Source organism: Photorhabdus viridis (genome assembly GCF_040256935.1).
Lineage (GTDB): Bacteria > Pseudomonadota > Gammaproteobacteria > Enterobacterales > Enterobacteriaceae > Photorhabdus > Photorhabdus viridis.
This window is the reverse complement of sequence record NZ_JBEJZY010000005.1, coordinates 69,095-93,824: the sequence shown is the minus strand read 5'-3', so window position 1 is coordinate 93,824 and position 24,730 is coordinate 69,095. Positions and strand designations below refer to the sequence as shown.

Annotated in this window: 19 protein-coding genes and 1 pseudogene; 10 read left to right on the top strand and 10 right to left on the bottom strand. The window is 39.3% G+C overall.

Annotated features, from left to right (window positions below):
• Position 1 precedes the first annotated feature (1 nt).
• On the top strand, positions 2–556 hold the full coding sequence (gene cas6f / locus ABR397_RS03170) for a type I-F CRISPR-associated endoribonuclease Cas6/Csy4 (RefSeq protein ID WP_350304440.1): 555 nt from the start codon (positions 2–4) through the stop codon (positions 554–556).
• A 290-nt stretch (positions 557–846) separates the two neighbouring features.
• Here cas6f and ABR397_RS03165 read toward each other — a convergent pair whose 3' ends face one another.
• Positions 847–1,338: a DUF2938 domain-containing protein gene (locus ABR397_RS03165; protein WP_350304439.1), complete on the bottom strand. Its 492-nt coding sequence runs from the start codon at positions 1,336–1,338 to the stop codon at positions 847–849.
• Between the two features lie 158 nt (positions 1,339–1,496).
• Here ABR397_RS03165 and ABR397_RS03160 point away from each other — a divergent pair, with 158 nt between their 5' ends.
• Positions 1,497–2,168, top strand: coding sequence for an ArsR/SmtB family transcription factor (locus ABR397_RS03160; RefSeq protein WP_350304438.1), 672 nt, complete (start codon positions 1,497–1,499; stop codon positions 2,166–2,168).
• A gap of 74 nt (positions 2,169–2,242) precedes the next feature.
• On the opposite strand, the gene ABR397_RS03155 is transcribed toward ABR397_RS03160, so the two are convergent.
• The gene (locus ABR397_RS03155) at positions 2,243–3,691 is read right to left on the bottom strand and encodes an MFS transporter (protein ID WP_350304437.1); all 1,449 of its coding nucleotides are present in this window, start codon (positions 3,689–3,691) and stop codon (positions 2,243–2,245) included.
• Between the two features lie 447 nt (positions 3,692–4,138).
• Here ABR397_RS03155 and ABR397_RS03150 point away from each other — a divergent pair, with 447 nt between their 5' ends.
• From ABR397_RS03150 to ABR397_RS03120, 7 genes are all read left to right on the top strand, one after another.
• Positions 4,139–7,531 carry a non-ribosomal peptide synthetase gene (locus ABR397_RS03150; protein WP_350304436.1) on the top strand — a complete coding sequence of 1,131 codons (3,393 nt, stop codon included), beginning with the start codon at positions 4,139–4,141 and terminating at the stop codon, positions 7,529–7,531.
• A complete protein-coding gene (locus ABR397_RS03145; RefSeq protein WP_350304435.1) occupies positions 7,528–9,147 on the top strand; it encodes a GMC family oxidoreductase in 1,620 nt (539 codons plus the stop codon). The genes ABR397_RS03150 and ABR397_RS03145 overlap by 4 nt, the downstream gene beginning before the upstream one ends.
• Positions 9,140–9,901, top strand: coding sequence for a thioesterase II family protein (locus ABR397_RS03140; protein WP_350304434.1), 762 nt, complete (start codon positions 9,140–9,142; stop codon positions 9,899–9,901). Before ABR397_RS03145 ends, ABR397_RS03140 begins: the two co-directional genes overlap by 8 nt.
• Positions 9,902–9,910: 9 nt before the next feature.
• Positions 9,911–11,047 carry an acyl-CoA dehydrogenase family protein gene (locus ABR397_RS03135; protein WP_350304433.1) on the top strand — a complete coding sequence of 379 codons (1,137 nt, stop codon included), beginning with the start codon at positions 9,911–9,913 and terminating at the stop codon, positions 11,045–11,047.
• 55 nt (positions 11,048–11,102) lie between these two features.
• Entirely contained in the window at positions 11,103–11,963 is an 861-nt protein-coding gene (locus tag ABR397_RS03130) for a GNAT family N-acetyltransferase (protein WP_350304432.1), read from the top strand.
• A 62-nt stretch (positions 11,964–12,025) separates the two neighbouring features.
• Positions 12,026–12,490, top strand: a complete 465-nt coding sequence (locus tag ABR397_RS03125; RefSeq protein WP_021325949.1) for a group II truncated hemoglobin — start codon at positions 12,026–12,028, stop codon at positions 12,488–12,490.
• Positions 12,491–12,572: 82 nt separating this feature from the next.
• Positions 12,573–13,139 (top strand): flavoprotein, encoded by a 567-nt coding sequence (locus ABR397_RS03120; protein WP_350304431.1) that lies wholly within the window; start codon positions 12,573–12,575, stop codon positions 13,137–13,139.
• Between the two features lie 486 nt (positions 13,140–13,625).
• Here ABR397_RS03120 and ABR397_RS03115 read toward each other — a convergent pair whose 3' ends face one another.
• From ABR397_RS03115 to ABR397_RS03085, 7 genes and pseudogenes are all read right to left on the bottom strand, one after another.
• Positions 13,626–14,423 (bottom strand): PhzF family phenazine biosynthesis protein, encoded by a 798-nt coding sequence (locus ABR397_RS03115; RefSeq protein ID WP_350304430.1) that lies wholly within the window; start codon positions 14,421–14,423, stop codon positions 13,626–13,628.
• Between the two features lie 386 nt (positions 14,424–14,809).
• Positions 14,810–15,637, bottom strand: coding sequence for a 5-deoxy-glucuronate isomerase (gene iolB, locus ABR397_RS03110; protein WP_350304429.1), 828 nt, complete (start codon positions 15,635–15,637; stop codon positions 14,810–14,812).
• Positions 15,638–15,684: 47 nt separating this feature from the next.
• Positions 15,685–16,575, bottom strand: coding sequence for a myo-inosose-2 dehydratase (gene iolE / locus ABR397_RS03105; protein WP_350304428.1), 891 nt, complete (start codon positions 16,573–16,575; stop codon positions 15,685–15,687).
• 40 nt (positions 16,576–16,615) lie between these two features.
• Positions 16,616–18,520 carry a bifunctional 5-dehydro-2-deoxygluconokinase/5-dehydro-2-deoxyphosphogluconate aldolase gene (locus ABR397_RS03100; RefSeq protein ID WP_350304427.1) on the bottom strand — a complete coding sequence of 635 codons (1,905 nt, stop codon included), beginning with the start codon at positions 18,518–18,520 and terminating at the stop codon, positions 16,616–16,618.
• A 41-nt stretch (positions 18,521–18,561) separates the two neighbouring features.
• Positions 18,562–18,786, bottom strand: a pseudogene (locus ABR397_RS03095) (Gfo/Idh/MocA family protein); the annotation flags it as partial.
• A 342-nt stretch (positions 18,787–19,128) separates the two neighbouring features.
• Positions 19,129–19,428 (bottom strand): hypothetical protein, encoded by a 300-nt coding sequence (locus ABR397_RS03090; protein WP_350304426.1) that lies wholly within the window; start codon positions 19,426–19,428, stop codon positions 19,129–19,131.
• Positions 19,429–19,880: 452 nt separating this feature from the next.
• The gene (locus ABR397_RS03085; RefSeq protein ID WP_350304425.1) at positions 19,881–20,957 is read right to left on the bottom strand and encodes a hypothetical protein; all 1,077 of its coding nucleotides are present in this window, start codon (positions 20,955–20,957) and stop codon (positions 19,881–19,883) included.
• Positions 20,958–22,197: 1,240 nt separating this feature from the next.
• Between ABR397_RS03085 and ABR397_RS03080 the strand changes: the two genes are divergently transcribed.
• Positions 22,198–22,674: a hypothetical protein gene (locus ABR397_RS03080; protein ID WP_350304424.1), complete on the top strand. Its 477-nt coding sequence runs from the start codon at positions 22,198–22,200 to the stop codon at positions 22,672–22,674.
• Positions 22,675–23,204: 530 nt separating this feature from the next.
• On the opposite strand, the gene ABR397_RS03075 is transcribed toward ABR397_RS03080, so the two are convergent.
• On the bottom strand, positions 23,205–24,242 hold the full coding sequence (locus ABR397_RS03075) for a hypothetical protein (protein WP_350304423.1): 1,038 nt from the start codon (positions 24,240–24,242) through the stop codon (positions 23,205–23,207).
• Positions 24,243–24,730 lie beyond the last annotated feature (488 nt).

Sequence of the window (24,730 nt, the reverse complement as noted above, 5' to 3'; positions counted from 1 at the left end):
GATGGATTATTACCTTGAAATCCGCGTCCTTCCTGATCTTGAGTTCAGCCCGCAAACGCTTATGGATGCGCTGTTTGCTAAGCTGCATCGAGCCTTGGGGCAGGCGGGCAATGGGCGGATTGGCGTCAGCTTTCCGCGTGCGGGAAAAACGTTGGGGAACACGTTGAGGATTCACGGTTCAAGCGAAGCGTTGCAGGATTTACAGGCGTTACCTTGGTTAAAAGGGCTCAGGGATTATACTGAGGTGACTGATAGCCAGCCAGTACCTCAAGACACTCAATATCGTTGTGTTAGCCGGGTACAGGTTAAAAGTAACGTAGAGCGGCTTCGTCGTCGTTCGATCAAAAAGAGGTGGTTAACTGAGGAACAAGCCCGGCAATGCATCCCAATAAGCAAAGAACAACGTACTGATTTACCGTTTCTGAGCCTTAAGAGTTTATCATCAGGGCAAAGCTTTCCATTGTTTGTCGAACAGGGACCAATAGAAGACAGACCAACACCAGGCGTTTTTAGTTCTTATGGATTAAGTGCATCAGCTACCATCCCCTGGTTTTGACCCTTTTTTAGCGGTTAATTATAACCTTTTGATTTATTTAAGAGATTAGCCGCTGCTTATAAAAAGGGTTTTTCCGCTTTTTTTAACTATGCTCTTTAATAATCAGTAGGTTAAAGCTAGTATTTAACAGTTCACTGCCGTACAGGCAGCTTAGAAAGCTGGGTTAGATCTATACCCACAACTTTTATCGTTTCCATGATGCGGTTCCCCGAGAACGTAGTTAGTTCACATTAATTTGGTACATTATTCATCGGGGAAGGATGTTCATTACGTCACTACAGTTTTCGGTGTTAAATAGTTAAAAGTAAGGCTGACAGATATAAACCGATACCAAAAGAGACATGTGCGACAAGGCTACGTAGTCTTGCGATATGAGGTTTAGGTGTCTTCGAGGCTGCAAATCCGAAACCGAAACAGGGTTGCATAATAAAGAAGGGGGCAACGGTTGAAATCGCGCCCATTATAATCGAGGCCAAAATAGTCGGTGAGTCTATCCAGCTTATTCCCATAATGACAATAAACAACCAGGTAAAAATAATCCCAATCAGGTAATGTGCTGTCCAACCAAGTATCTGTTCGCCAGTAATAGGAGGAGATTGTGTGATAGTGTTATGACTTATTCTCCCTTTAGACAGATGTCCAATCCAGCGACCAACCAGACGGTAGTTGAGGGAGGGTATTTTGAAAAAAACCTTTTGGAAAAGAGCCCAAAGGTCCATGAATAATGTTGCGCCAATTCCAATAAAAATAGTACGATATATCAATTCAAATTCGCTATCCATTTGATTTTTATCCTTAAATTGAAATAAGTATAGATAATATGATAAAACTAAAACCGTTTCTGTACTTCTGTCTGGAGAGGCTTAACTCGAAGCACTTGTCGAAGTCTGATAATATTTAATTCAATTATTATATTTAATGATGAGGTAATGTAAATATCATGTCAAATCAAAACGCGCAAGGTGAGATTTTTTCGGAGCTTGCGGAGGTGGCCCGCTCATTGGGTAATCCCCACCGGCTAATGTTGCTTGAGCACATTGCTCAAGGAGAACGCCCGGTAGAGCGTTTGGCTGAACTGACAGGATTGAGTATCGCTAACACTTCTCAACATCTACAACATCTAAAGCGCACGAATTTTGTTCAGACGCGAAGAGATGGAAAGAGAGTATTTTACCGTTTGGGCAATGGGCCAGTGGAAAACTTGTTGGCGGCTATCCGGCAATTAGTTGAATACAATCATAATGAAATGCGTAAATTTGTCGTTGACGCACTGAGTCAGCGTGAGCGTTTGGAGTCTATTTCTCGTGAAGAGCTGCTCATCCGGCTTTCTGAGGAAAGGGTTACGCTGCTTGATGTACGTCCGATGGAAGAGTTCGTTTTGGGCCATCTTCCTGGTGCGATCAATATCCCGCTGGATGAACTTGAGCACCGCTTATCAGAATTATCTAAAGATCAAGATATTGTTGCCTATTGTCGCGGGCCCTACTGCGCACTTTCTGTTAGCGCGGTTTCAGCACTACAGTCGAAAGGATTTACTGCCAGAAGGTTAGAAGATGGATTTCCAGATTGGAAAGCGGCTGGCTTGCAGATAGAAACAAAAGATAAACGGTGATTGCGCCAGATAAATACTAAAATGCAGAGCGAGTAGCCTGTACAACTTGGGTTGAACAGGCTTGTGTTTTATTGTCAATTAACAGAGTGACGATATACGATAATGGCTCCCAGTGCGGTTAGCAGGTAAACAATACCAGCTACAGCAAAAGCCCATGCATAACCGTCTACCACATCTTGCTGTGTTGAAGCTACAGACATAAGGATTGCAAGGCCTAATGTCGGGCCTAGTTCCATTGATGTATTCATCACACCACCTGCTAAACCAGCCTGGTGCAACGGTACGTTACTTGTGGATAAAACGGCACAGCCAGAAAAAACAAGGGAGGCCCCGGCAGGTAATATTAACAAACCGGGTAATAGGCCAAATACATAGGAAACGCTATGATCAAGTGTTGCAAGCATGGCTAAACCAACACTGCCAAGCAGTAAACCGGCAGTCATTACACGTAATGCACCAAATCTGTTCACCAAAGGACCCGCTGCACGGTTAAGTGTCAACAATGCAAGAGTGTAGGGTATGAACGCAGCAGAGGTCTCGAATGTTGACCAGCCCCTGATTTGTTGTAGATAAAGTGACAGTAAAAAAGTAATTAACCCCATTCCTGCTGCTGCAAGAAGCATGCCGACTAGACCGACCAATCTTTCAGGGTTTAAAATAAATCTTGGTGGTAAAAGTGGATGCATTACGTATTTTTCCACGAAGAAGAATACGATGATGGCTAGTCCGCCAATAATCAGTGGCGCCATGACAAGTAATGAACTCCACGGATGTTCAATACTCATAATTAATCCATAGCTCCCGATGGAAATACCTAATGTAGCCAGTATGGCTCCAATGAGATCTAGGCCGGGACGAGTCTCCTGTATTACGAACTTGCCGGCAGGGATAAGTTTATGGACAAGTATTACCCCTAAAAAAGCGACCACAATCGGTACAATGAACATCCATCGCCACGATAGCCATGTTGTGACGATTCCTGATGCCAAAAAGCCTACTGCACCTCCTAGAACAGATACACCCCCCCAAGTAGCCATCGCTTTGCCAAATGTGGTCGGTTCAGTAAATAATTCTTTAAGCAGTGCCAAAGACGCTGGTGCGGTCATTGCCGCACCTATACCCTGCAAAAATCGGGTTAATACCAATATTTCATAAGAGGGTGAAAATGCGCCCAGTAAAGACGACAATCCAAAGAGAATCAGACCAAAGGAAAACATTTTTCGGCCGCTATATCTATCGGTAAGTCGTCCGCCAAATAAAAGTAACCCACTGAATGGTAAGCCATATGCGGCGTTAATTAAAACCAAATCAGCTTGATTGAGACCAAATTCGGTTGCAATTTGAGGTAACGGAACACCGACCATAACAATGGTAAAGATCAGCGTCGCTTGAATTATTGCCAAAGTGGCAAAAGCAATGGATGTTTTTGGTGATGATACTGAATCTTTGCAAGAGATTACGTCATCGTGGTTAACAACTTGGGCAATTGCGACATTAAGGGTTTGTTTAGAAGTATCGTTCATATAATGCCTAATCATTAAATTTAATAATTGAATGATTAGGCATTGAAAGAATGATTATGTCAAGAAGTTAAATGCAACTTATCTTTCAGTCTTTTCAGGTTAATGGTTTTTCATGGAAACATTGGCATCAGTAACTTTCCTTAGACTGTTGTTTGCTATTAGGTGAGTCAGTTCGGTACAACAACACGGAAAGCTACAAGATTAAATAGTTATAATTTTAAATTATCTTAATAATTAACTATTCGTTTTCGAGATTATAAGTATTACATTTTATTATTGAGTAAGTAAGATAGCTTACCTATACACGATAAGTAATATTTACCGTATGGATTTTTATTTGCAAAATATAACCTCTGTCTCCCGAATGGAATAATTATTGGGAAGTCATGGCATAATGTATGGCTAAGTTATGGTTATGGATTTGATAAAATATTTTTTAGGTGACGTATGCAAGTTATATTTGAAGTGGCAAAAAGAGTTGGATTAAATACTTTACCAACAGATAAATATGATCTTGAAGGCATTAATTGGATATCTGAAGTACAGCTGTCACGGCAAGCTATAATGATTAATGCCATATTGAATGGTAAACTACCTGTAGATGAGCGGTTAACTGAGAGTTTAGGTGCACTAAATAACGCCGAGTCATTTTCACTTACTGATATTCAGTATGCATATTTAATTGGTCGTAATCCAGGAATTGTGTTGGGTGGTATTGCAACTAATTACTATTTGGAGATGGAGGTTTTTAAACCTGATCTTGAAAGGCTAAATATTGCTCTAAACAATACTATAAAACTCCACCCGATGTTACGAGCAACTTTAGCGGAAGGTGGCAGACAGAAAATTCTATCAGAGTTACCATTTTATTCAATTAACACGACTGATTGCAGTGACTGGGAAATAAAGGAAAAGGAAAAATTTCTTACAGATACTCGTTATAATATGCAGTCAGAATTGAGAGAATTGGACAAGGCTCCGCCTTTCGATATCCGTGCGACATATATTGATAAATGTACTCTAAGGCTACATTTATCATTTGAGTTGATGTTTTTAGATTTCCATAGTGTACAGATTGTATTGAGAGACTGGTGGAGATATTATCAATCACCGGTAAGCTATAAATTTTTGCCTGAATTTGGTTTTGAGGATTATATAGAGGTTGAAAGACTATTAGATCAAAAACCTCAAGGGCTGAGAGACAGAGATTTTTGGCATGATAAAATTGAAAATATGCCTCCATTTCCTGAATTACCACTTAGCAAATCACCAGAATTAATTTCAACACACAAAATTAAAAAGTTAACTCGCGAAATATCAACAGCGGTAGTTAATAAACTGAGAATGATTGTAGGTGAGAAAGGCATTATGCTAGAAACTCTTTTTCTCGGTGCTTATATTGAAACATTAAGACAATGGTCAAAACGTCAGGATTTTACTCTGACACTGACTCAACATTCACGTCGTGCTCATTTTGATAAAGTAGAAAACGTTGTCGGTAATTTCCTCCAGTCTAGTTTATTCTCTGTAACTAGTTCAGTTAGAAGTAATTTCACTGAACGGTTGATTGAATTACAGACAGAGCTATTACTTAATCGTTGTCACTCATGTTTCAATGGTATACGAGTGTTACGTGAAATGACCCGGCGTGCGGGTAATGGGCGTCCTTTTTCAATGCCGATTGTGTTCAGTAATACATTAAATGCAGATCTCCGTGATATCGTTACGGATTATAGTTGGGATGGTACAGCAAAGCACATTTACAACAGTACCCAAACGCCGCAAGTTTGGTTAGAAAATCAGATTGTCCGAGTTAATGATATCATTACAATTAATTGGAATTACGTCGATGAGCTGTTCCCTAATAACATGCTGGATAATATGCTGGATGCATGTATACATATTATTGAGGAATGTGCCTATAATCCAGAAATCTGGGATATGACTGGAATCGTGGTGAATTTACCCGAAGCCGACCTTGCTGAACGAGAAAGAGCGAATGATACGGCAGTCGAACTTAATCCCTGTTTATTGCATGAGATGATCCTAAACGCTGCACAGCAGTATCCAGATAAAGTAGCAATTGTCCAGGGAGATAGGCATCTCCGTTTTGGTGAGTTAGTCGCAAAAGCACAGCTGATTGCACACCATATCAGAAATAAAACCAACATTGCTCCCGGTGACATTGTTGCCATTTCATTCCCGCAAGGTTCAGAACTGATAGTCGGCATTCTTGGCGCACTGATTGCCGGGGCAGCCTATGTTTCAATTGATCCGGCTCTGCCTCCACAACGCAGGAATCGCTTACTGGAAAGATGCATGTGTAAGGCTGTTGTGACTTCTATCGCAATATTTTCTGATGTCGATGAATTTGGCTCTCTACCACGGATCAATATCGATAATGAAACCTCGGAAGGTTTTGTCAAAGTAGAACAGGTCTTATTGCAAAAGTTGGATGATTTGGCATATGTCATCTTTACTTCAGGTTCTACTGGAGAGCCGAAGGGAGTCATGATTACGCATAGAAACGCATCAAATACTATTTTGGATATTAATCGGCGTTTTAATGTAAATGAAACAGATGTTGTTTTCTCTGTCGCACCGGCGGGATTCGATCTTTCGGTTTATGATTACTTTGGTGTGCTTGGGGCGGGAGGTTGCCTAGTTTTCAATGCCAATGAAGCATCCAATGATCCAAAGATCTGGGCTGAAGAAATTGTAAGAAATGAGGTTACGATCTGGAACAGTGTTCCGGCTCCAGTCAAAGCATTGGTGGAGTGTTCCGGTGATTTCTTAGCAGCAACAAAGTTAAGACTTGTTTTAATGAGCGGCGACTGGATACCAGTAGATTTACCCAATCAAATTAAGGCGTTGATTCCAGAAGTCGAAGTCATTAGTTTAGGTGGTGCAACAGAAGGTTCTATCTGGTCAATCTTTTACCCAATAAAAGAAGTGAGTTCCTTATGGAAAAGTATTCCTTATGGTAATCCTCTTGCTAATCAGAAGTTTTATGTAATGAATGATTGGTTTTCACCAAGTCCTAAATGGGTTACTGGTGAGCTCTACATTGCGGGTGAAGGTGTCGCTCAAGGATATTTGGCCGATCCAGAAAAGACAGAGCAACGATTTATTATTCATCCTGCAACTGGAGAGCGGTTGTATAAGACAGGTGATTTGGGAAGATATATAGACAATGGTCTTATTGAGATATTGGGTCGTGAAGATAACCAAGTCAAAATTAATGGCTATCGTATTGAACCTGGTGAAATCGAGGCTAGTCTTCTTACTAATGAGATGGCAAGCCATGTTGTCATTGATGCCCCTATTCATCCTAAAACGGGACAAAAACAACTCGTGGCTTACGTTGTTATAAATAGCAAGTATGAGTTTGTCGATAAAAATCTAATTCAGGAAAAATTAAAAGAAACCATAAAGGAAAAGTTGCCATCTTATATGATGCCAACATTCTTTGTAGTGCTTCCGGCTATGCCACTCACCAGTAATGGTAAGATTGATCGTAACTCCTTTCCTGTCCCTTGGGCGGATTTTGCTAATGATTGTGAAAAGAATACTCCTGCAAATGATATTGAAGCAAGGCTATTTATTTTATGGTCGAAACAATTACAGCATGAGGATTTTGATGTTACTAGTGGGTTCTTCGATATTGGTGGAGATTCATTACATGCCGTAGGTTTATTAAGTGCGGTCAGGGAAGAATTTAATGTGAGTGCAAAGGGGGAACAAGACATGATTGAAGGTTTGTTTATGAATGTGAATATTCGTGATTTTGCCAGAATTATTATGGCTATGTTCCAAACAGAGAAGGGCGTTGGCGCATGAACCTGAATTATTATGACTATATTGTCGTAGGTGGTGGTTCTTCGGGGTGTGTCACAGCCGCACGCTTGTCAGAAGATGGAAAAAGCTCGGTTTTATTGATAGAGGCAGGGCCTGCCTCTGATGTTCATAACCCTTCAAGTCCCCTACGTGATGCTTCCCGCTTGGTTCTGGAGGGATATAACTGGGGTTATGAAGCCAATGTCCATGGTGAAGATCGATATTCTCAAGTGCTTCACTTTAATGAGAAATGTAATATAGAGTCACAGCGGAAAAAGCGCAAACCGTTTGCTTATCGTTTAGGTAAGGTGTTGGGGGGATCATCAGCTATTAATGGTGCTGTTGCTCTTAGAGCATTACCTAGTGATTTTCAACGATGGGTGGCAATGGGGTGCTCAAGGTGGGCTTGGAATGATGTTTTACCATGGTTCAAACATATTGAGAATGATGTCAATCTGAATGATTCTAATGAACATGGTGAAGAAGGACTTTTGCACTTACGCAGGCCAAAGCAGGAAGATATTTCCCCTATTGATCTTGCTTTTTCCTCAGTATGCCAAATGATGGGGATATCTTATACCGATGATCTCAACTCAGGTGAAAATCCTGCGGTGGGTCTTGTGCCTTCGAATATTTTCCAAGGTGCTGAGAGATTTGATCTTTATCGTGCTTATTTAGCGCCAGTACTTAACCGTAACAATTTGCACGTACTCACTGATGTCACTGTCGATAGAATTAATTTCATAGGTAATAAAGTCGTGAGTATTGACGTTATTAAAGAAGAGGATATTTGTACCTTCAATACGTCAAATGTTGTGCTTTGTGCAGGTGCAATTGGTTCAGTGGCTATTTTGCAAAGATCGGGTATTGGTGACGCGAATTTATTGCATTCGTTGGATATTCCTGTAGTTGCGGATATTCCGGCGATTGGTAGTAATCTGACCGACCATGCTTCAGTTGTCCTCTGGGCTTTGCCTAAGGTAACCAACTGTAAAAAAAATACGCCATGGCGACAAATTGCTGCACGTATTTGCAGTGGTTACGATGAACATGTCGATGTACAGATTGGTTTAATGAATAACGTTGCGAGCCGTACTGTTCCTGGATTTCAGAATCGTACCGATTACCCTTTGCTCGTTGGGGCTTCAGTGATGCTAATGAGGCCTAATGCGAAAGGTAAGGTATTTATCAATACACGTGATCCTAGAGTACTTCCATTGATAGATCTTCCTTTAGATAGGGATGAGGCGGATATTGCTCGTCTGGTAGGTGGCGTCCGAAAAGTATGGGAAATACTGGAAAATTCTGAAGTTGCACAATATTTAGATGGCATTCAGTTTTGGTCAGAGTCAATGATTTATAACGATTCTGTGATGTGTAACGCAATTAAGAATCTTGTAAGCCCTGGTTGGCACGCATCCGGAACTATTCGCATGGGGGTAGTTTCAGACCCGGAAACCGCAGCGGATGAACAAGGAAGTGTCCATGGCTTAGAAGGACTGACCGTCGCTGATGCTTCTCTGTTTCCAACGATACCGTCTTTGCCCACCAATTTGACCACGGTGATGACTGCCGAGCGTATTTCAAACTTCTTGTTGGAGAAGAGAGAAAATGATTAATAACCCAACGCGTATCGTTTATGCATTTCCTCATGCAGGAGCTAATTCGATGGTTTATCGGCCATGGGTCAACAAAATTCCGGCTGAATCATCTGTGAGAATAAAGCCGATAGAAATTCCAGGAAGGGGTGTTCTGAGCCGTGAAAATGTCATTGATGATCTTGCTGTTTTGTCGGAAAGGATAGCGGCAGAAATCAATGCAGATTTCCAACAACAATGTAATAAAGGTATTCGAGAATGGGCAACTTTTGGCCACAGTTTTGGTGGAGTGTTGAGTATGGTAGTGACCTCCGTTATGACAAAAAAATATGAGATTGCTCCTGCATTTTCTGTTGTGTCAGGTTCAATTGCTCCCAGTATTCAGGCCAGTGATGACCGGCACCTTTGGACAGATGACAAAATCTTAAGTAAAACCAGGGACGATAATGGGACCTCTGAAGCTATTCTTAATGAAACAACCCTAGTGCGAAGGATTATTGCTCAACTACGGGCTGATTATGTGATTAGACGCCAATTTTTACAACACAGAAATATGAAAGTAGATCACCCTTTAATTTTAGTTTCGGCTGATAATGATCATCATGCAACGACCGAACAGCTGAATGCCTGGAAGAAACATACGTCAAAAGCTACGGAAATGATCTCTATTGAAGGTGACCACTTTGCGGTATATAAGCATTTTGATGTTATCTATAACGCGTTAATAAGTGGTGTGAGAAATATACAATTCTGTGAGCCAGAACAACCTTGTTGAGGTGTTTAAATGATGTATGGAACCGAGGAACTGTTAACGTTTCGTCAATCTTGCCGTGAATTTTTGCAATTAGAAGCGGTGCCTTATTTAGAGGAATGGGAGAAGCAAGGGATTGTCGGGCGATCGTTTTGGCGTAAAGCAGGTGAAGCTGGTTTGCTTGGCATCGGCGTTAGTCCTGAGTTTGATGCACGGGGATGTCGCGATTATCGATATGCAGTGATTCTCACAGAAGAGCTAATCGATCTAGGTATGACTGCTCCGGTCATCATTTCTCATAATGATGTTATTGCCAGTTATATTGATGCTCATGGTACGGAGGAACAGCGTCAGCGTTGGCTACCGGGATTATGTAGTGGGAAATTAATTGCTGCTATTGCAGTGACAGAACCCAGTGGTGGTTCAAATTCTGCAGAACTTGGGACCACTGCGGTTCGAAGTGGTGACCATTATCTTGTTAATGGACGAAAGGCCTATATTACCAACGGAATTAATGCTGATTTGGTTCTTGTTGCAGTGAGAACTGCTGAGGCGCAAAGTGGGCAAGGAACAAGTCTGTTAGTCATTGAGCGCGATACTGTAGGTTTTACCCGTGGTCCTTTGCTTAGAAAAATTGGTTGGCACGCGAGTGATACGGCGGATCTCTGTTTTTCTAATTGTGAAGTACCAGCTTCGAATCTGATTGGTCGGGAAAACATGGGCAACTTCTATTTTATGTTAGGGATGCCACGAGAGCGATTGAGTATCGCCACTGTTGCTGTGGCAAGCTCAGAAATTTTACTGAAAAAAACAATTAATTGGGTTAAGAAACGCAAAGCTTTTGGACAATCAATTGGTTCATTTCAATACAACAAATTTACGCTGGCTGAACTTGATACTGAGGTGAAAATTGCACGACTTTACCTTGAGGATGCGGTGAGTAAATTTAATGATAACGCACTGAGTATTGTTGATGCAGCCCGAGTAAAACTCTGGACGACTGAACTACAAATTAAAGTAGCTGATCGCTGTCTTCAGTTACATGGTGCTGCTGGATACATGAATTCTTCTTTTGTTGGAAAAACGTGGGCTAATAGCCGAGTGCAAACTATTTATGGTGGTAGTAGTGAAGTGCTTAAAGAATTGATTGGTAAATCAATGGGCTTGTAGGCGATTATTTTACCTAATGGGAAGATTTAATTAATAATTATTTTGGATAATTAATATGATTGGTTCTTACGGAGAAAAATGGAAAGTTAATCGCGCCGATATTTCTCAATGGGAGAATGTTCTTTATTGGGCGAGAAATGAAAAATGGGATATAGGTGTTAATGATGTAACGCATTTTTTTAATGTCGATCCCAACGGATTCTTTATGGGTTATTTGGGTGACATACCTATATCGGCAGTGTCGATTGTAAATTATTCTGATAATTATGCACACTTAGGGCACTATCTGGTTTCCCCTGAATATCGGGGTTTAGGATTAGGACTAAAGGTATGGAGCACTGCATTTGAACATGCGGCTAATCGGTGCATAGGATTAGATGGTATGCCTGCACAAGAAAGTAATTATGAAAAATGGGGGTTCAAAACTCATTATCGCACATTAAGATTTTCAGGAAATATTTTAAGGAAATACTCATGTCCAGAGGAAATAACCGTGGTGGATGAGAGTTTATTATCCAACGTTATTCAATATGATACTCAATGCACTGGGATAGTTCGTTCTCGACTCTTTTCGGGGTGGTTTTACCATTATGGGCGAAAGGGGTTTGTTAGCATGGGTTCTCAGGGAGTCAATGGAGTGTTAGGTCTTAGGGCGTCTACAGATGGCTACCGATTAGGTCCTTTTTATGCTGATAATGAACGTGTAATGGAAAGTTTGTTTCATGCAGCGATAGCAGAAATTTCTGTAGGAACACGTATAACCGTTGACATTCCTGAAATGGCCACTGATTTTATTGAGCTTGCTACAAGTTATGGTCTTTGTGAAATATTTTATACGTTTAGAATGTACCGTGGAGTCCCACCCCAACAGAATGATAAGTCTATTAAATCCATTGCATCGCTGGAGCTGGGGTAGGTAATTTTTCAATAATATATGTTCTGATGAGTTTTAACTGAATGAAATCTGGGGGAAATATAATGACTGAACATGTACCAACATTATTTGAATGGATGGGAGGGCGTGACGTTATTATGAAATTGATGACTGCCTTCTATATTAAGGTTGAAAAGGATGATCTGTTAGCACCAATGTTTAAACACATGTCTTCAGAGCATCCTGAGCATGTTGCCATGTGGCTGGAAGAGGTTTTAGGTGGTGAGTCTCTTTATACACAGCAGCGAGGAGGATTCAAAGGAATGATATCAAAACATCGAGGGAGAAATATTACTCCTGAACAGCGTCAACGCTGGGTAAAATTAATGATGGAATGTGCTGATGAGGTTAACTTGCCGTCAGATCCGGAGTTTCGATCGGCCTTTGCCAGCTATATAGAATGGGGTGCTCGTAGGGCTGAGAGAAATTCACAAAGAAATGCCCCCTCTTCTAAACGTGAAGTAATTAAGATATGGGGATGGGGAGAGGCGCCTCCTGGAACATTATAATATTTTTATTTTCACATTAAAGATGGTTTCGAGAAACTCAGTGGAACGATTTTTTGTTTGGATACGATTTCCGGAAAATATTATGAGTAATGAAAGCAAAAAGAATATTTTGATTGGAGTGACAGGATCTGTCGATATTATGTTGCTTCCAAGATATTTAATGGCCATTAAAGAAAATATTAATTGTACATTAACGGTTTTAATGACACCGAATGCGGAGCTTTTTTTTCCTGCGGAAACATTAGCGTTGTATGCTGATCGAGTTATTTATGGAGAAAAAACGGCGGGCTGGTCAACAGATAAGCCTTCTCGTATTGTGGCAGACCATGATTTGTTAGCTGTGTTACCTGCAACAGCCAATACACTTTCATCAGTTGCCCAAGGGGCGGCCCCAAATCGCTTGACAACGGTTATTTTAGCAGCAAATTTCCCGGTACTTTTTTTCCCGGTTATGGGTGCGATTATGTGGGAAAAGTCCGCCGTTCGTAGAAATATTCAACAACTACGGAATGATGGATATGAAGTTGTTGAGCCTGTATGGCATGGAAACTATGATGTCTCTCTGCAACGGTTGGTGGGTCATCCCTCTCTTCCAACTATTGAAGGATTTATTGAATTACTGAAAAGTAAGTTGTATTGGGAATACTGATTTAGCATAAATTTGGTATTTAGGAAGATATAAACGAGCCTGTTGCAAATCAAATGTAGTATCAAAAGATACGGAATAATTGCAGGGCTAAATGCTGAAAATACGGCTTATCGGATTCAGCTCATTTGATAATACTGGGGCTCAGCTTGTTTTTTTCGCAGAGCCCCGATTATCTCACAATATCTTGAGGGGAATAATAGGTTATTTTCAGGCTTAGAGAATTCGGTATTCGATTAATTATCTTTATTCAGTTTATTGTAGTTATATTCAATTACATTGTTCAGGTATTTTATCTACTTTGAAATTCTACGGACATTTATCCGTATTTTTCAGCACGGTAAATGTTTAGGAGCAAAGCAGGTTAAGGTGAGTATGTAACAAATGTGTGCTGTCATACATGTAGTCAGAAAAAAGAGTCCTGTTTTATCAGCAGAACTCTTTTTCTCTTATTAATGTTGCATCAATAATACTTATGAGGTCTTTATCTCAAGAGATCGCTGGGATATCAAGGACGATATGCCCATAGGAAAATAATTTGGCTTTTCCTGACAAATGAACGCGATCTTCGTGTAATTCACACACAATGTCCCCACCTCGTTCTGATAACTGGCGAGCATACAATCGCTGCTTATTTAAACGATTACCCCAAAATGGCGCCAGTACACAATGTGATGAGCCAGTTACTGGATCTTCTGGCACACCTTTAGCGGGTGCAAAATATCTGGAAACAAAGTCAATTTGTTCTCCTCCGGAGGCTGTTATGGCAACTCCAGGTAAAGGTAAGGCGGCTATTTTGTCAAAATCAGGGTTTGTATTCAGAATTTGTTCTGCGGTTTCGAGTAAACAAATATAGCGGTTGTGAGAGACAAAAAGTTCGGATATTTTTTGACCCAATGCATTTTCAATATTTGTTTGCAAAGTGGGTTCTTTTTTGTAGGTCGCTTTAGGTAGATCAAGTGTATAGACACCATTCTCATGAGAGACAGTGATAATACCGACACGAGTTTGAAATACAATAGGATTATCAGTAACGGATAGATGTTCAGCCATAACGAAAGCTGTCGCCAGTGTTGCGTGTCCACATAAATCTACTTCAACTTTAGGCGTAAACCAACGCAAGTGGTTACCAACTAGAAAAGCAGTTTCGGAGAGATTGACTTCCATCGCAATGGATAATAGCGCTTCATCCGGAAGCCAATTATCTAATATAACGACAGCAGCAGGGTTGCCAGAAAATTGACGATCTGTGAATGCATCAACTTGATAGATGGGTAGTGAGGTCATTTATATTCCTTATAAACAGAGTCAGGCATGAAAAGAATGCCGATAGCCTTATTTGAAAATTACCTGCTAGTTTATAGCAACTATATGTAATAGAAAGGGACATTGGCTTTTTGGTTTTAAAATATTTAGCCATGTACTGAAATGTTCGATATTGTTATGTTAATCGGATACAGGATCCTATTTTTGACCCTTTTTTTGCGGGAAATTATAATTCATTGATTTATTGATAAATTCATAGGCGCTTATAAAAAGGTTTTTTCTACTTTTTGTTATTATGCTCTTTAATAATCAATAGATTAAAGCTAATATCTAACAGTTCACTGCCGTACAGGCAGAAGCGCGCCCAATTGAGCGCGCTAGAAAAAGTTAATTTTGCTTGATATGGGTTATTTCTTATTCTTTTGAGCATATTCTTCACTGTTAACCCATTGATGGTCTTTCTCCCAAGTGAATAGCCATTTGCGGGTTGGCCCAGCCATTACATTGAGGTAGTAGTTGTTGTAACCAGCAATGGTTGCCACTGGGTGATAACCTTTGGGAACCATTACCACATCCTTGTTATAAACCGCCATTGATTCATCCAGTGAACCATCATCGGTATAGACTCGTTGCATACAGAATCCCTGTGATGGATTCAGGCGATGGTAATAGGTTTCCTCCAGATAGGTTTCCTGTGGTTCATTGTCCGTATCGTGTTTATGGCTGGGATAGGAGCTGGTGCAGCCTTCATCAGTAAAGACTTCGACCACTAATAAGCTATCAGCAGGTTTGTTATCCGGCAGGATATTGTGAACATAGCGCTGGTTGCAGCCGCTCCCACGTTTTTCTGCGTCAATGTCCTGCGGTGCAATCAGGCGTGTCGGGTAGCTTCCTTTACCCGGAGCCTGACATACCGCCAGTTCGACAGCCGTATCGGCAATAATGTCAGCAGATTCACCTGCGGTGATATAGACGGCATAGGGCTTTTTGCGTTCAAATGGCTCTAGGCGATCACCAATATGTTCAAATTTCTGATGTGGCGTGATGACCGTGGCTTTTCCTGCTATCAGCACCAGACAGGTTTCATTTTCTGATGTGGGTAATGTGATTTTTTCACCTGTGGTTAATTCATAAACATCGAAGTGGACATACTGCCAGTTTGCTGATTCCGGCGTGATATGTTGAGTTCGTTTGTTTTGATCCGGTGCATGATATTTTGATAATAATTTGGACATATTATCTACCCTCAGTACTATTTTTGCCTGAATCAGGTTGTGATTAATTAAAACAATCCGGCATCTCTGGCAAATTTGCGTAAATTGTTATAACCCATAGTTGCGTAGGTGAGTGGATGAGCAACGGCAGGATCTTGTTCTGCTTCAACGATCAGCCAACCTTGATAGTGGTGTTTTTTTAGTACCTGAAAAATTGAGGGATAATCAACACAACCGTCTCCCGGTACGGTAAATACGCCACTCAGCACTGCATCAAGAAAACTGGTTTTGCGGTTTTTCACATCCTTGAGTACATCAAGGCGGATATCTTTACAGTGAACATGGTTGATTCGTTCTGCCCAGCGTTTTGCGATCACTAATGGATCGGCGCCAGCAAATGTCAGATGGCCGGTGTCCAGCAACAATCCAACTTCATCCCCGGTATTTTCCATCAGATAATCAATATCTTCCGCAGTTTCAATGACGGTTCCCATATGATGGTGATAAGCAATCTGAACCCCTTGTTCTTGAGTGTAACGAGCAAATTCAGTCAGTTTCTCACCATATTCTTGCCAGCGATCAACGGGAAATTGAGGTCGAAGATGAACCGGCTTGCTCTGATCGCCGTGAATACAATTTGTCACTTCAGCAAATACCATCACATTAGCCCCCAGTTCGCGTAACAGCGTCAGGTGAGATTGTGCCGCTTTAATCTCTTCTGCTACCGAACGGGTAAGTAATTCGCCGGAGTACCAACCGGATACCAGTTTTAGATCGTGTGCGGCAAGAATCGGGCCTAATATGCTGGCTTGACGAGGGAATTTATTGCCCAGTTCAAAACCGGTAAAGCCTGCCTGACGGCCTTCCGTTAAACAGGTTTCCAGGGGCGTTTCTGCGCCGAGAGTGGGTAAGTCGTCATTGGTCCAGGTCAGAGGGTTGATACCAAGTTGCACAGTCATAATGAGTCTCCTGTAAAGATGAAATAATTTTATTGTGTTTCTATCCACGTTGACGCCACAAACTAATCAGGTTGTGATAGTTAATTTTTATCTGTTGAATCAGTTCGTTATCATCAATTTCATTTTTTAGCCACGGTAGAGATGGCTGGCCGAACAGGGTTCTTCCGACAACAAAGCCTTTGACGATAGATTTTCCGGCTGCGGCATTGAAACCCGCTTTTAGCTCTTCCTGTGAAGCATCAAGACCAAGAATAACTACGCCGCGGCAATATGGGTCCCGTTGCTGGATTAAATGGTTAATCTGGTCCCAGCTATCGGCGTTGAGAGGAGGAAGTTTCCACCAATCCGGTTTAATGCCGAGGTTATAAAAGCGTTTGAGCGCACGGATATAGTATTCATCTGAATGTTCCATTTCCGCAGGTAAAATCACTTCCAGCAAAAGTTCATGGCCGGATTTACCGCATGCAGCATAGATTTCCTGAATTTTTTTCTCTTGTGCCAGGCGAAGAGGGTGAGCATCTTCTGGGTGAAAAAACACCAGACATTTGACGATGTGTTCCAATGGCCAATCGATAAGTTGGGAGCCGATGCAGCCATGTTCCAGACAGAGCGGGCGGGAGCCAGGTAGTTCTATTGGCCGGCCTATCCACCAACCCTGACCAGTTATTTCATTTAAAACATCCTGACCGAAAGTGTTGTCACATAATAGGCCCGCTTTTCCTTGTAATCCTGCTTCTGCGGCAACTTCCCGGCTGGCGCGCAGTAAAAGTTGTTTTAATAATGGAAGTCGTTTGATATTGGCATCTGCTTGACGGGCCATTTCGATAAATTGGATACGGTGGTCAAATGCCATCACACATAATTCATCCCACTGATTTTTACGGGCGCCAATACGGTGAAGGTGATTCAGTGTTTCATCCAACTCAGGGCGTAGCACTTGATTGGTTCGTGATAGATAGTTATCAAGTTCTTTTTTATCTGGCATGGCCGGAGCACATCCATGACGGGAAACGACTAATGCGCCACAGGCATTCGCATAGGTACAGGCTTTTTCCCAGCCTTCGCCATTAAGATAGCCCCGCAACAGGCCGGACATAAAAGCATCCCCCGCACCCAGCACATTGAGAACATCAATTTGAACGCCCTGTACAGTGATGCCACCATCCAGATGATCAGGAATTTCAGCGGTAAAAACAGAACATCCCAGTGCTCCACGTTTGCAGACCAGTTCAGCCGAAGTCTGCTTACGGATATTGCGCAGTGCTTCGATAGTATCGGTGGAACCACCCGCAATGTGGAACTCTTCTTCCGTTCCAACAATCAGGTCGAACAGCGATAACACTTCCTGTAACTGGGCTGTTACCTGTTTTGATTCGATATAACGGGTTTCACCATCTCCCAGAGAAGTCAGCCCCCAAAGGACAGGGCGATAATCGATGTCGATAACCGTTTTCACGCCATTACGGCGGGCGTAGTTTAGGGCAGTCAAGACTGCATCGCGGGTATTCGGATGAGAAAGGTGTGTTCCGGTAATTGCCAGGCAACGGGCTGATGCAATGTATTCTTCGCTGAAATCATCACGGGTAATTGCCATATCGGCGCAGTTGTCACGATAGAAGATCAGCGGAAAGGTTGTTTTATCTTTGATCCCCAGCAGTACCAGCGCAGTAAGACGCTCTTTGTCAGTGATTAGATGGCTGGTATCACAGCCAACACGTTGTAACTCTTCCCGGAGGAAACGCCCCATATGTTCATCACCGACTCTAGCCAACATGGAAGATTTAAGTCCCTGGCGGGCAGTACCATAAGCAACGTTACCGGAAGAACCACCAAGATATTTTGCAAAACTGCCCATGTCTTCCAGTCGAGCCCCGATTTGCTGACCGTACAGGTCAACAGCTATTCTTCCCATACAGATAACATCAAACTTTTTTTGCTGATCCATTGAACAACTCCTTATTGAGTACAACATCAAGTGTTGCTATGGCGTGCTCCGCTGTTGAACCGCACCATCGTCTGCGCTTGGTCTTCGTTTTCTACCGCGACCATGATGCCGGAACCTGTTTCTTCCGGGCGTTTTTTAACGACGATTGCCATATCTCCGAAAACAGTTTGAATCTCACCGACCAGATATTGCGCCATATTGATGATATGAGCAGCAAGTTCAGTCGTCACTTTTGCCACCATTTCACGAACGAGTCTGTCAGCCAGAGGGAAAACAGTTGGAGTTTGTGCATAAGCCCGTTTGTTGTGTGTAGTAGGTTCTTGAGTGTTATATGAAATATTTATTTCTAATTCAATAAAATTTGAAATAAATATTTCAATTTGTGATCTGATCAGGATTTTTGAGGTAACATAGCGTTATATACCCGTTATCTTTCAAGTTGCCTCTTTGTTGGCTGCACTCACTCACCCCGGTCACATAGTTATCTATGCTCCCGGGGATTCGCTCCCTTGCCGCCGCGATGCATCTTGAAATCCATAGGGTATATATTCCATCTGGAATAAAAAGACAGCTCTGGGTAGTAGATACCATCTTCTTAGTTCATAGGATTAAAATTCGATGATGATTGCATCCAGGTTTTCTACACGTATTGTTGCATTGTCGTCTATTTCCTTACAGATATCTTGAAGAATTGTTTGTTTAACCATATCAAGATCTCTATTTTCTAAATCTGTTAGATTATTCGGATATTGAAGGATTATTACTTCATTTTCTGGATATTTCGGTAGTTTATTTGTTTTAATTATAGTGATTCCAATATCTTTAAATTTCTTGAGGTGATTATTGATAACGTCTTTTTTTAATTCTAAATTTTGCTGTTTAACTATAGGCGAATTTGGTTTATTCATTTGTTATTCCTTATTTGTATGATGTTTGTATATTGGAAAGAATACTGTATCGGGTTAAGAACAATACCTTTATCATAAGGTTGCATTTATTACATTCCTTTTTTTGTATCAGAGTTCAGTGAGTTTTTGTTTATTTATTCACTGTTGTGCGGTTTTCTTTTATTTATAATCCGGCGAGGCACAGCTCTATGTTAAACACATATTCTGCATCAGGTGAACGTCCATGGTCAGTAGCATGGCAATGCCAAGGTTGACAACGTCGCCGTCTTGTAGTTCGAGCGCACGCGGTGGGCAATAAGTTGTTGAGCAGGAGCAAGGGTGAAAATGGGTAAGTGTGAAGGGCTTTTAATGGGTTTGATTAACTCTAGCCTTATAGGTGTATGGCGCCGGGATAATTTGGTAATATTGAGAGGTACGATATGGTATTTTATGTCGTACCTTTAATCTATTTGCTAAGGTAATTGTAGGTCAGGATTTCTAAGAGAAATAGTTATAGTTCCGACATGATTACCGTTGCGGATATCTTTTCCATAATTAAAATCAAAATATTTCATCTGGTCTACGGTTTCTACTACCTTTCCGTTGATGGCTGTGAAATTCTTACGCAACATTGTATTCAGACCATAAGCATTAGCATCTTTTGGTGCAACATCAATGACGACTTTTCCTGTATTTTTTTCTCCTTTAGCCATGAAATTGAATACACCTTTAGGGTAGTCTTCTCTGTAAATATCTAATGGGAATTTGATACCATCTTGGGAATTGAGATTTAATGAAGTGGCTCCTGCTTTGAGAGTGAAATTTGTGCTGGGTAAAGAGGGATCTTCTTCATCCCATTTATTACTTATATCTAATACTTGGGAACTTATTAACATCTGTGCATTATCTTGTAAGATGATACTGCCACCACCTATAGCGACAAGATGACTTTCAAGACTAGCTTGAGCGGATTCAGTGATAGAGAAATAACAATTTAGTGAGATAAGGTTTTCTATATTTTTTCCTATATTTTGGGGGGCTTGTTGGATCTTAAAACAACTGCTTCCTGACATATCTACTGTTGGTTTTTCTTGTATTAGTGCTGTATTTTTGGGGCCGCTGATTCTTACAAGACCAGCATTTTCTATTTTAAAGGTACTCAAGTTTTGTAGTTTAATTCTATATCTAAATAGAATTTGAGAATTCAGATAAAAACTAACAGGTTTTTCTTTTTTTCCAGATATTATAAGATTTCCTGAGGATATATTTATTGTTTCCCCTAAAGTTTCATCTGTATTTTCTGACTTATAGGCTTTGTAGCTTTCATTCAGTTCAATTGATAATTTGTAAGGCCAATAAATATGATTTACTTTAGTATTATTCGTGTCATCAGTGGTGGTATCCAGTATTAATGTATTTTCTCCCGCGTCCATTGTAAAGGTGAAACCAACATTTTTATTGAAAGAACTTGATGGGGTAATAATTTGACTGCCGTGTTCATGACTGTATGATTGATTTTTATCAGGGAACCAGATAAATTTTTCGCTCATTGTTCTACCCTTTTAGTCATTGATGTTATTTTGTAATTAAATAAACGTGAATTAATGTAAATATAGTTCAAAATGGGTGGGTTTCAAGATACTTTTAGCCTATTTTATTGTGATTTTGTTACTGATGAATGAAACTTGATATCAGCATTCTTCTCTGTTTTTGATAAAATTTTTTAAATTTTTATATAAATCATAATATTATAATGGAGTGGTTATTACTACCTGCTAACTGAATAATGTTGTGTAAATGCATATTTGCTCGATCATAATCGGTGAAGAAAGTTACTTAAGTTGATAAACAATTCTTTGTAATTGAGAAAATAATGATAGGTGAAAATCCTGTGTCAGGATGGATGTGTCTGTAGGGGTATTAGTGTAATTGGTTACAATATGAAGACGATATTAATTTCAATATGAAAATTATACTCTCTGTGAGTGGCGTTTTTCCGCTATATTTGAATTATCATGAAGTTGTGTGATTTTTTATAAAAATTAGTAACCTTATAATTTTTCAATTGCAGAACAAAGGTGTAAGTTCTATAGGGAATAGAAAGCTTATATTGTTTTGTTATCTTATTTCTTGTCATATAGACAATTAAGATAATTGATTGAACTAATCGGTTTGCCTATATGTGATTTAGATCTCAAAAAAGAAAATCTCTGATTCCCTTGCGCCTTATTATAGATTGTCAAATGAAGTGATTCTCTGAAGGGAATTTTATTAGGGAAACATATGCTGGATATTATAATACATTGTAAATATTACAATAATCGCAAAATTAATTGCGAATACACCTGAGTGTAATGATTTTAGGATGGTTAATTTTATTATGAAATAATAATAAGCATGAGCATGATATTATTCTGTTTTATATTGTTTTTTGGCATTCACAGAGGAATAATTAACTGATTTTGTTTTTTAATGTAAATTGTTTTGTGGTTTTTAATGTCTTAATGTGAAGATGGATACGGTATCATGAAATAATTTTAAAGTTTAGTGGAAAGGCGTAGAACTTTGGCTATATTTAATTAGCAACGTAACATGATAAATAAAAATGGTAACGCTTTCTTGGAATAGAAGAGAAAGTTTACTACTAGAAATAAAATTAAAGGAGGTGCTCAGAGATTAGTTCATCGATTTAATTAATTTTGAATTTATATTGTGTTTTTGAATGCAAAGATTGGTGTTATTCAAAATCTTATTATACCTTTTAATTTATTAATAATATAGGTGAATGAAATGATAGAGAAAATGAATGATATTGTAGAGTTACAAAAACTTCTTGATTCATCAGTCAATACGCTTATTGGAAATGTTCATAATTTCCTTGGCAAAAATATGATGAACGTGACTCAAACACCTCCGGATCACTTTAATTCTCATAAACTACCACATCATATTGATGACATGCATGTATGGGTTGATGCAAATTTGTTGATTCCGAAGATAGGTTTGTATAGTACTACTATTCAGCCAATTTTGCTCACTAGTTATTCAGTGAATAATGATTGTGATAATGATAGGCATATTTGGTTGTTCCAAGACTCAAGAAGTTCTGATGGCGTCATTAAGTATAGTATTACTAAGATTAATGAGAAATTTGACATATCAAAATGTAGTGACGTTCCGGGTAATAGTACAGGTGGTGGTAAGAAGACATTGATGTGTACATTGGATCCTACTAGTAAGGATAAGATCAGATTAAGAATGTATTAGCAGAGGAAAAGTCAATTTTTAGATTGGAGTAACTATTTTTTTAGTACATTATAAACAGCCATTAAGCTAGAATAATTTTTTCGTAAAATCATAAGTAAAAATCTGTATGATTTCTTGATTAGTTCGGTGATTTTTAATTCTTTGTTTAAGGCTATACTTCAGTGTAGCCTTAATTTAATGTTATTGCATATTTCCTGATACCTGAAGTGATGATGTATAGTTCTCGAAATAAGTGAGTCTGATATTACCACACTTGTTTTATTTTCAATAGCTTTCATAAAGGCTCTAGTTTTTCTCAAAAGTCATTATATTATAATATAGCTAATTTTGGGCTATATTTTTATGGAGTGGTAGCCCCAATCTTATTATTATATAGTGAGTGTGTTGGTGTGGTAGAATAAGCATTACGATAAGCTTTCTTGTCTTGAAATTTTATAAGCTGAGTGCGGTACGTTACCTTGTCTGATATCGTACCCCAAAGATTAAGAATTAATTCTAACCGGATACACATTTACATTTACTTTCTTGGGTTATTGGTATTCTGGTTTGAGTGATATTGTTATAGTTGCGACTGGATGACTTTTGCGGAATGCAGAACCATACTTAACGTTAAAATATTTTTTATCTGGCTCTGTATTATAAGTTATGAGTTTTTTGTTAAATATATCATCGACGAAAGTATCATAGTTATTCTTTGAATCCATCTGGACATCAATCATAACCTTCCCTAGATTCTTTTTATTTTTTTCAGTAATGAAATTGAATAAACCACTAGGATATTCTACGTCGTAAATATAGAGTGGGAAATAGGTTCCGCTAAAAGATTGAATGTTTAATGAAGGAATACCGGACATGAGATTGAATTTTGTTTTTTTATTTTCTATATCATTTTTTGGAATTATTCCATCGTTACATAATGTTGCTATTGAATTATCTTGTATGCTTATATTACAGTAATTGAAAACTCCGTCTCCAAGATAGAGGTTGTTACTTTCAAAAGTGATTGTGGATGATTCACTAAGATGAATCTCACTAGCTAAAAATATAAAAGCAGGAACATCTTCCTTTATTGGTTTTTCTTGTGTTATTTTGAATTCGCTGTTTCCTGACATAAGCAGTTTAGGAGGTTTATTTTCATCCTGAATGACATAATTGATAAACATAAATACAGTCCCTGGATCTATGATTTCTAATGATCCTGTATTTTCAAGGGTAAAATTAGCACTCTCAGCACAACCCAAATAAGCAACTGTATGATCCCTGGAATTTTTATAGTCAACTATTAACTTTCCTGCGGATATATTCATTTTTAATCCTTTTCCACTGTCAGTTATTGTTCCATCATCGTGACGAATAAATTCAGGCCAGTAGATAGGTATGTTATCAGTGTCATTTTGTAATGTTAATGTTTCTCCTTCAGCATTCATTATAAAATTAGCTCCTCCCAATTTATCGAATGGGTAGGGTTCAGCTCGTGTGTCATTATTTTTGAGAAAAATAGTTTGAGTTACATAGTCTTTAGTATATACCTGAGAATTATTTGGGTCCCATTTAAAAACCGCGCTCATTTTTAATTCCTCATAAAATTAAATTTTTTCATAATTAAGGAGTGGTTGAAATAAGTGTAGTTCAAAACGGATGAATTTCAAGGTAATGAATAACTCATATTCATATTTTATTGATTTATTTCTCATTAAAAATAAATGTAATTTCAGTGAATAGATTAGTTACTTATACTGTCAATGAGTTTGTTTAAAGAATAATATTTTTGTAATTAGGTTACTGTTTGATACTGGAATTGATTTTTATGACTTTTAAATTTATTCTGTAAGGTCAAATATAATTAATAGTTGCTTTCAGTAATAATTAATAAGAATAACATTTTATCTTTTAATCTAAATGTTAAGCACAATTAGCTTTACGAGTGGTGTCGTGAAGACGTTCAAGTTTGATTTTTTGTTTTGATGTAATAAATATTTTCATAGCGAGGATAATGATCTCCATTTCGAATAAAGTCAAGCATCTGCAATGATTACGGGTATATACCCTTCATCTT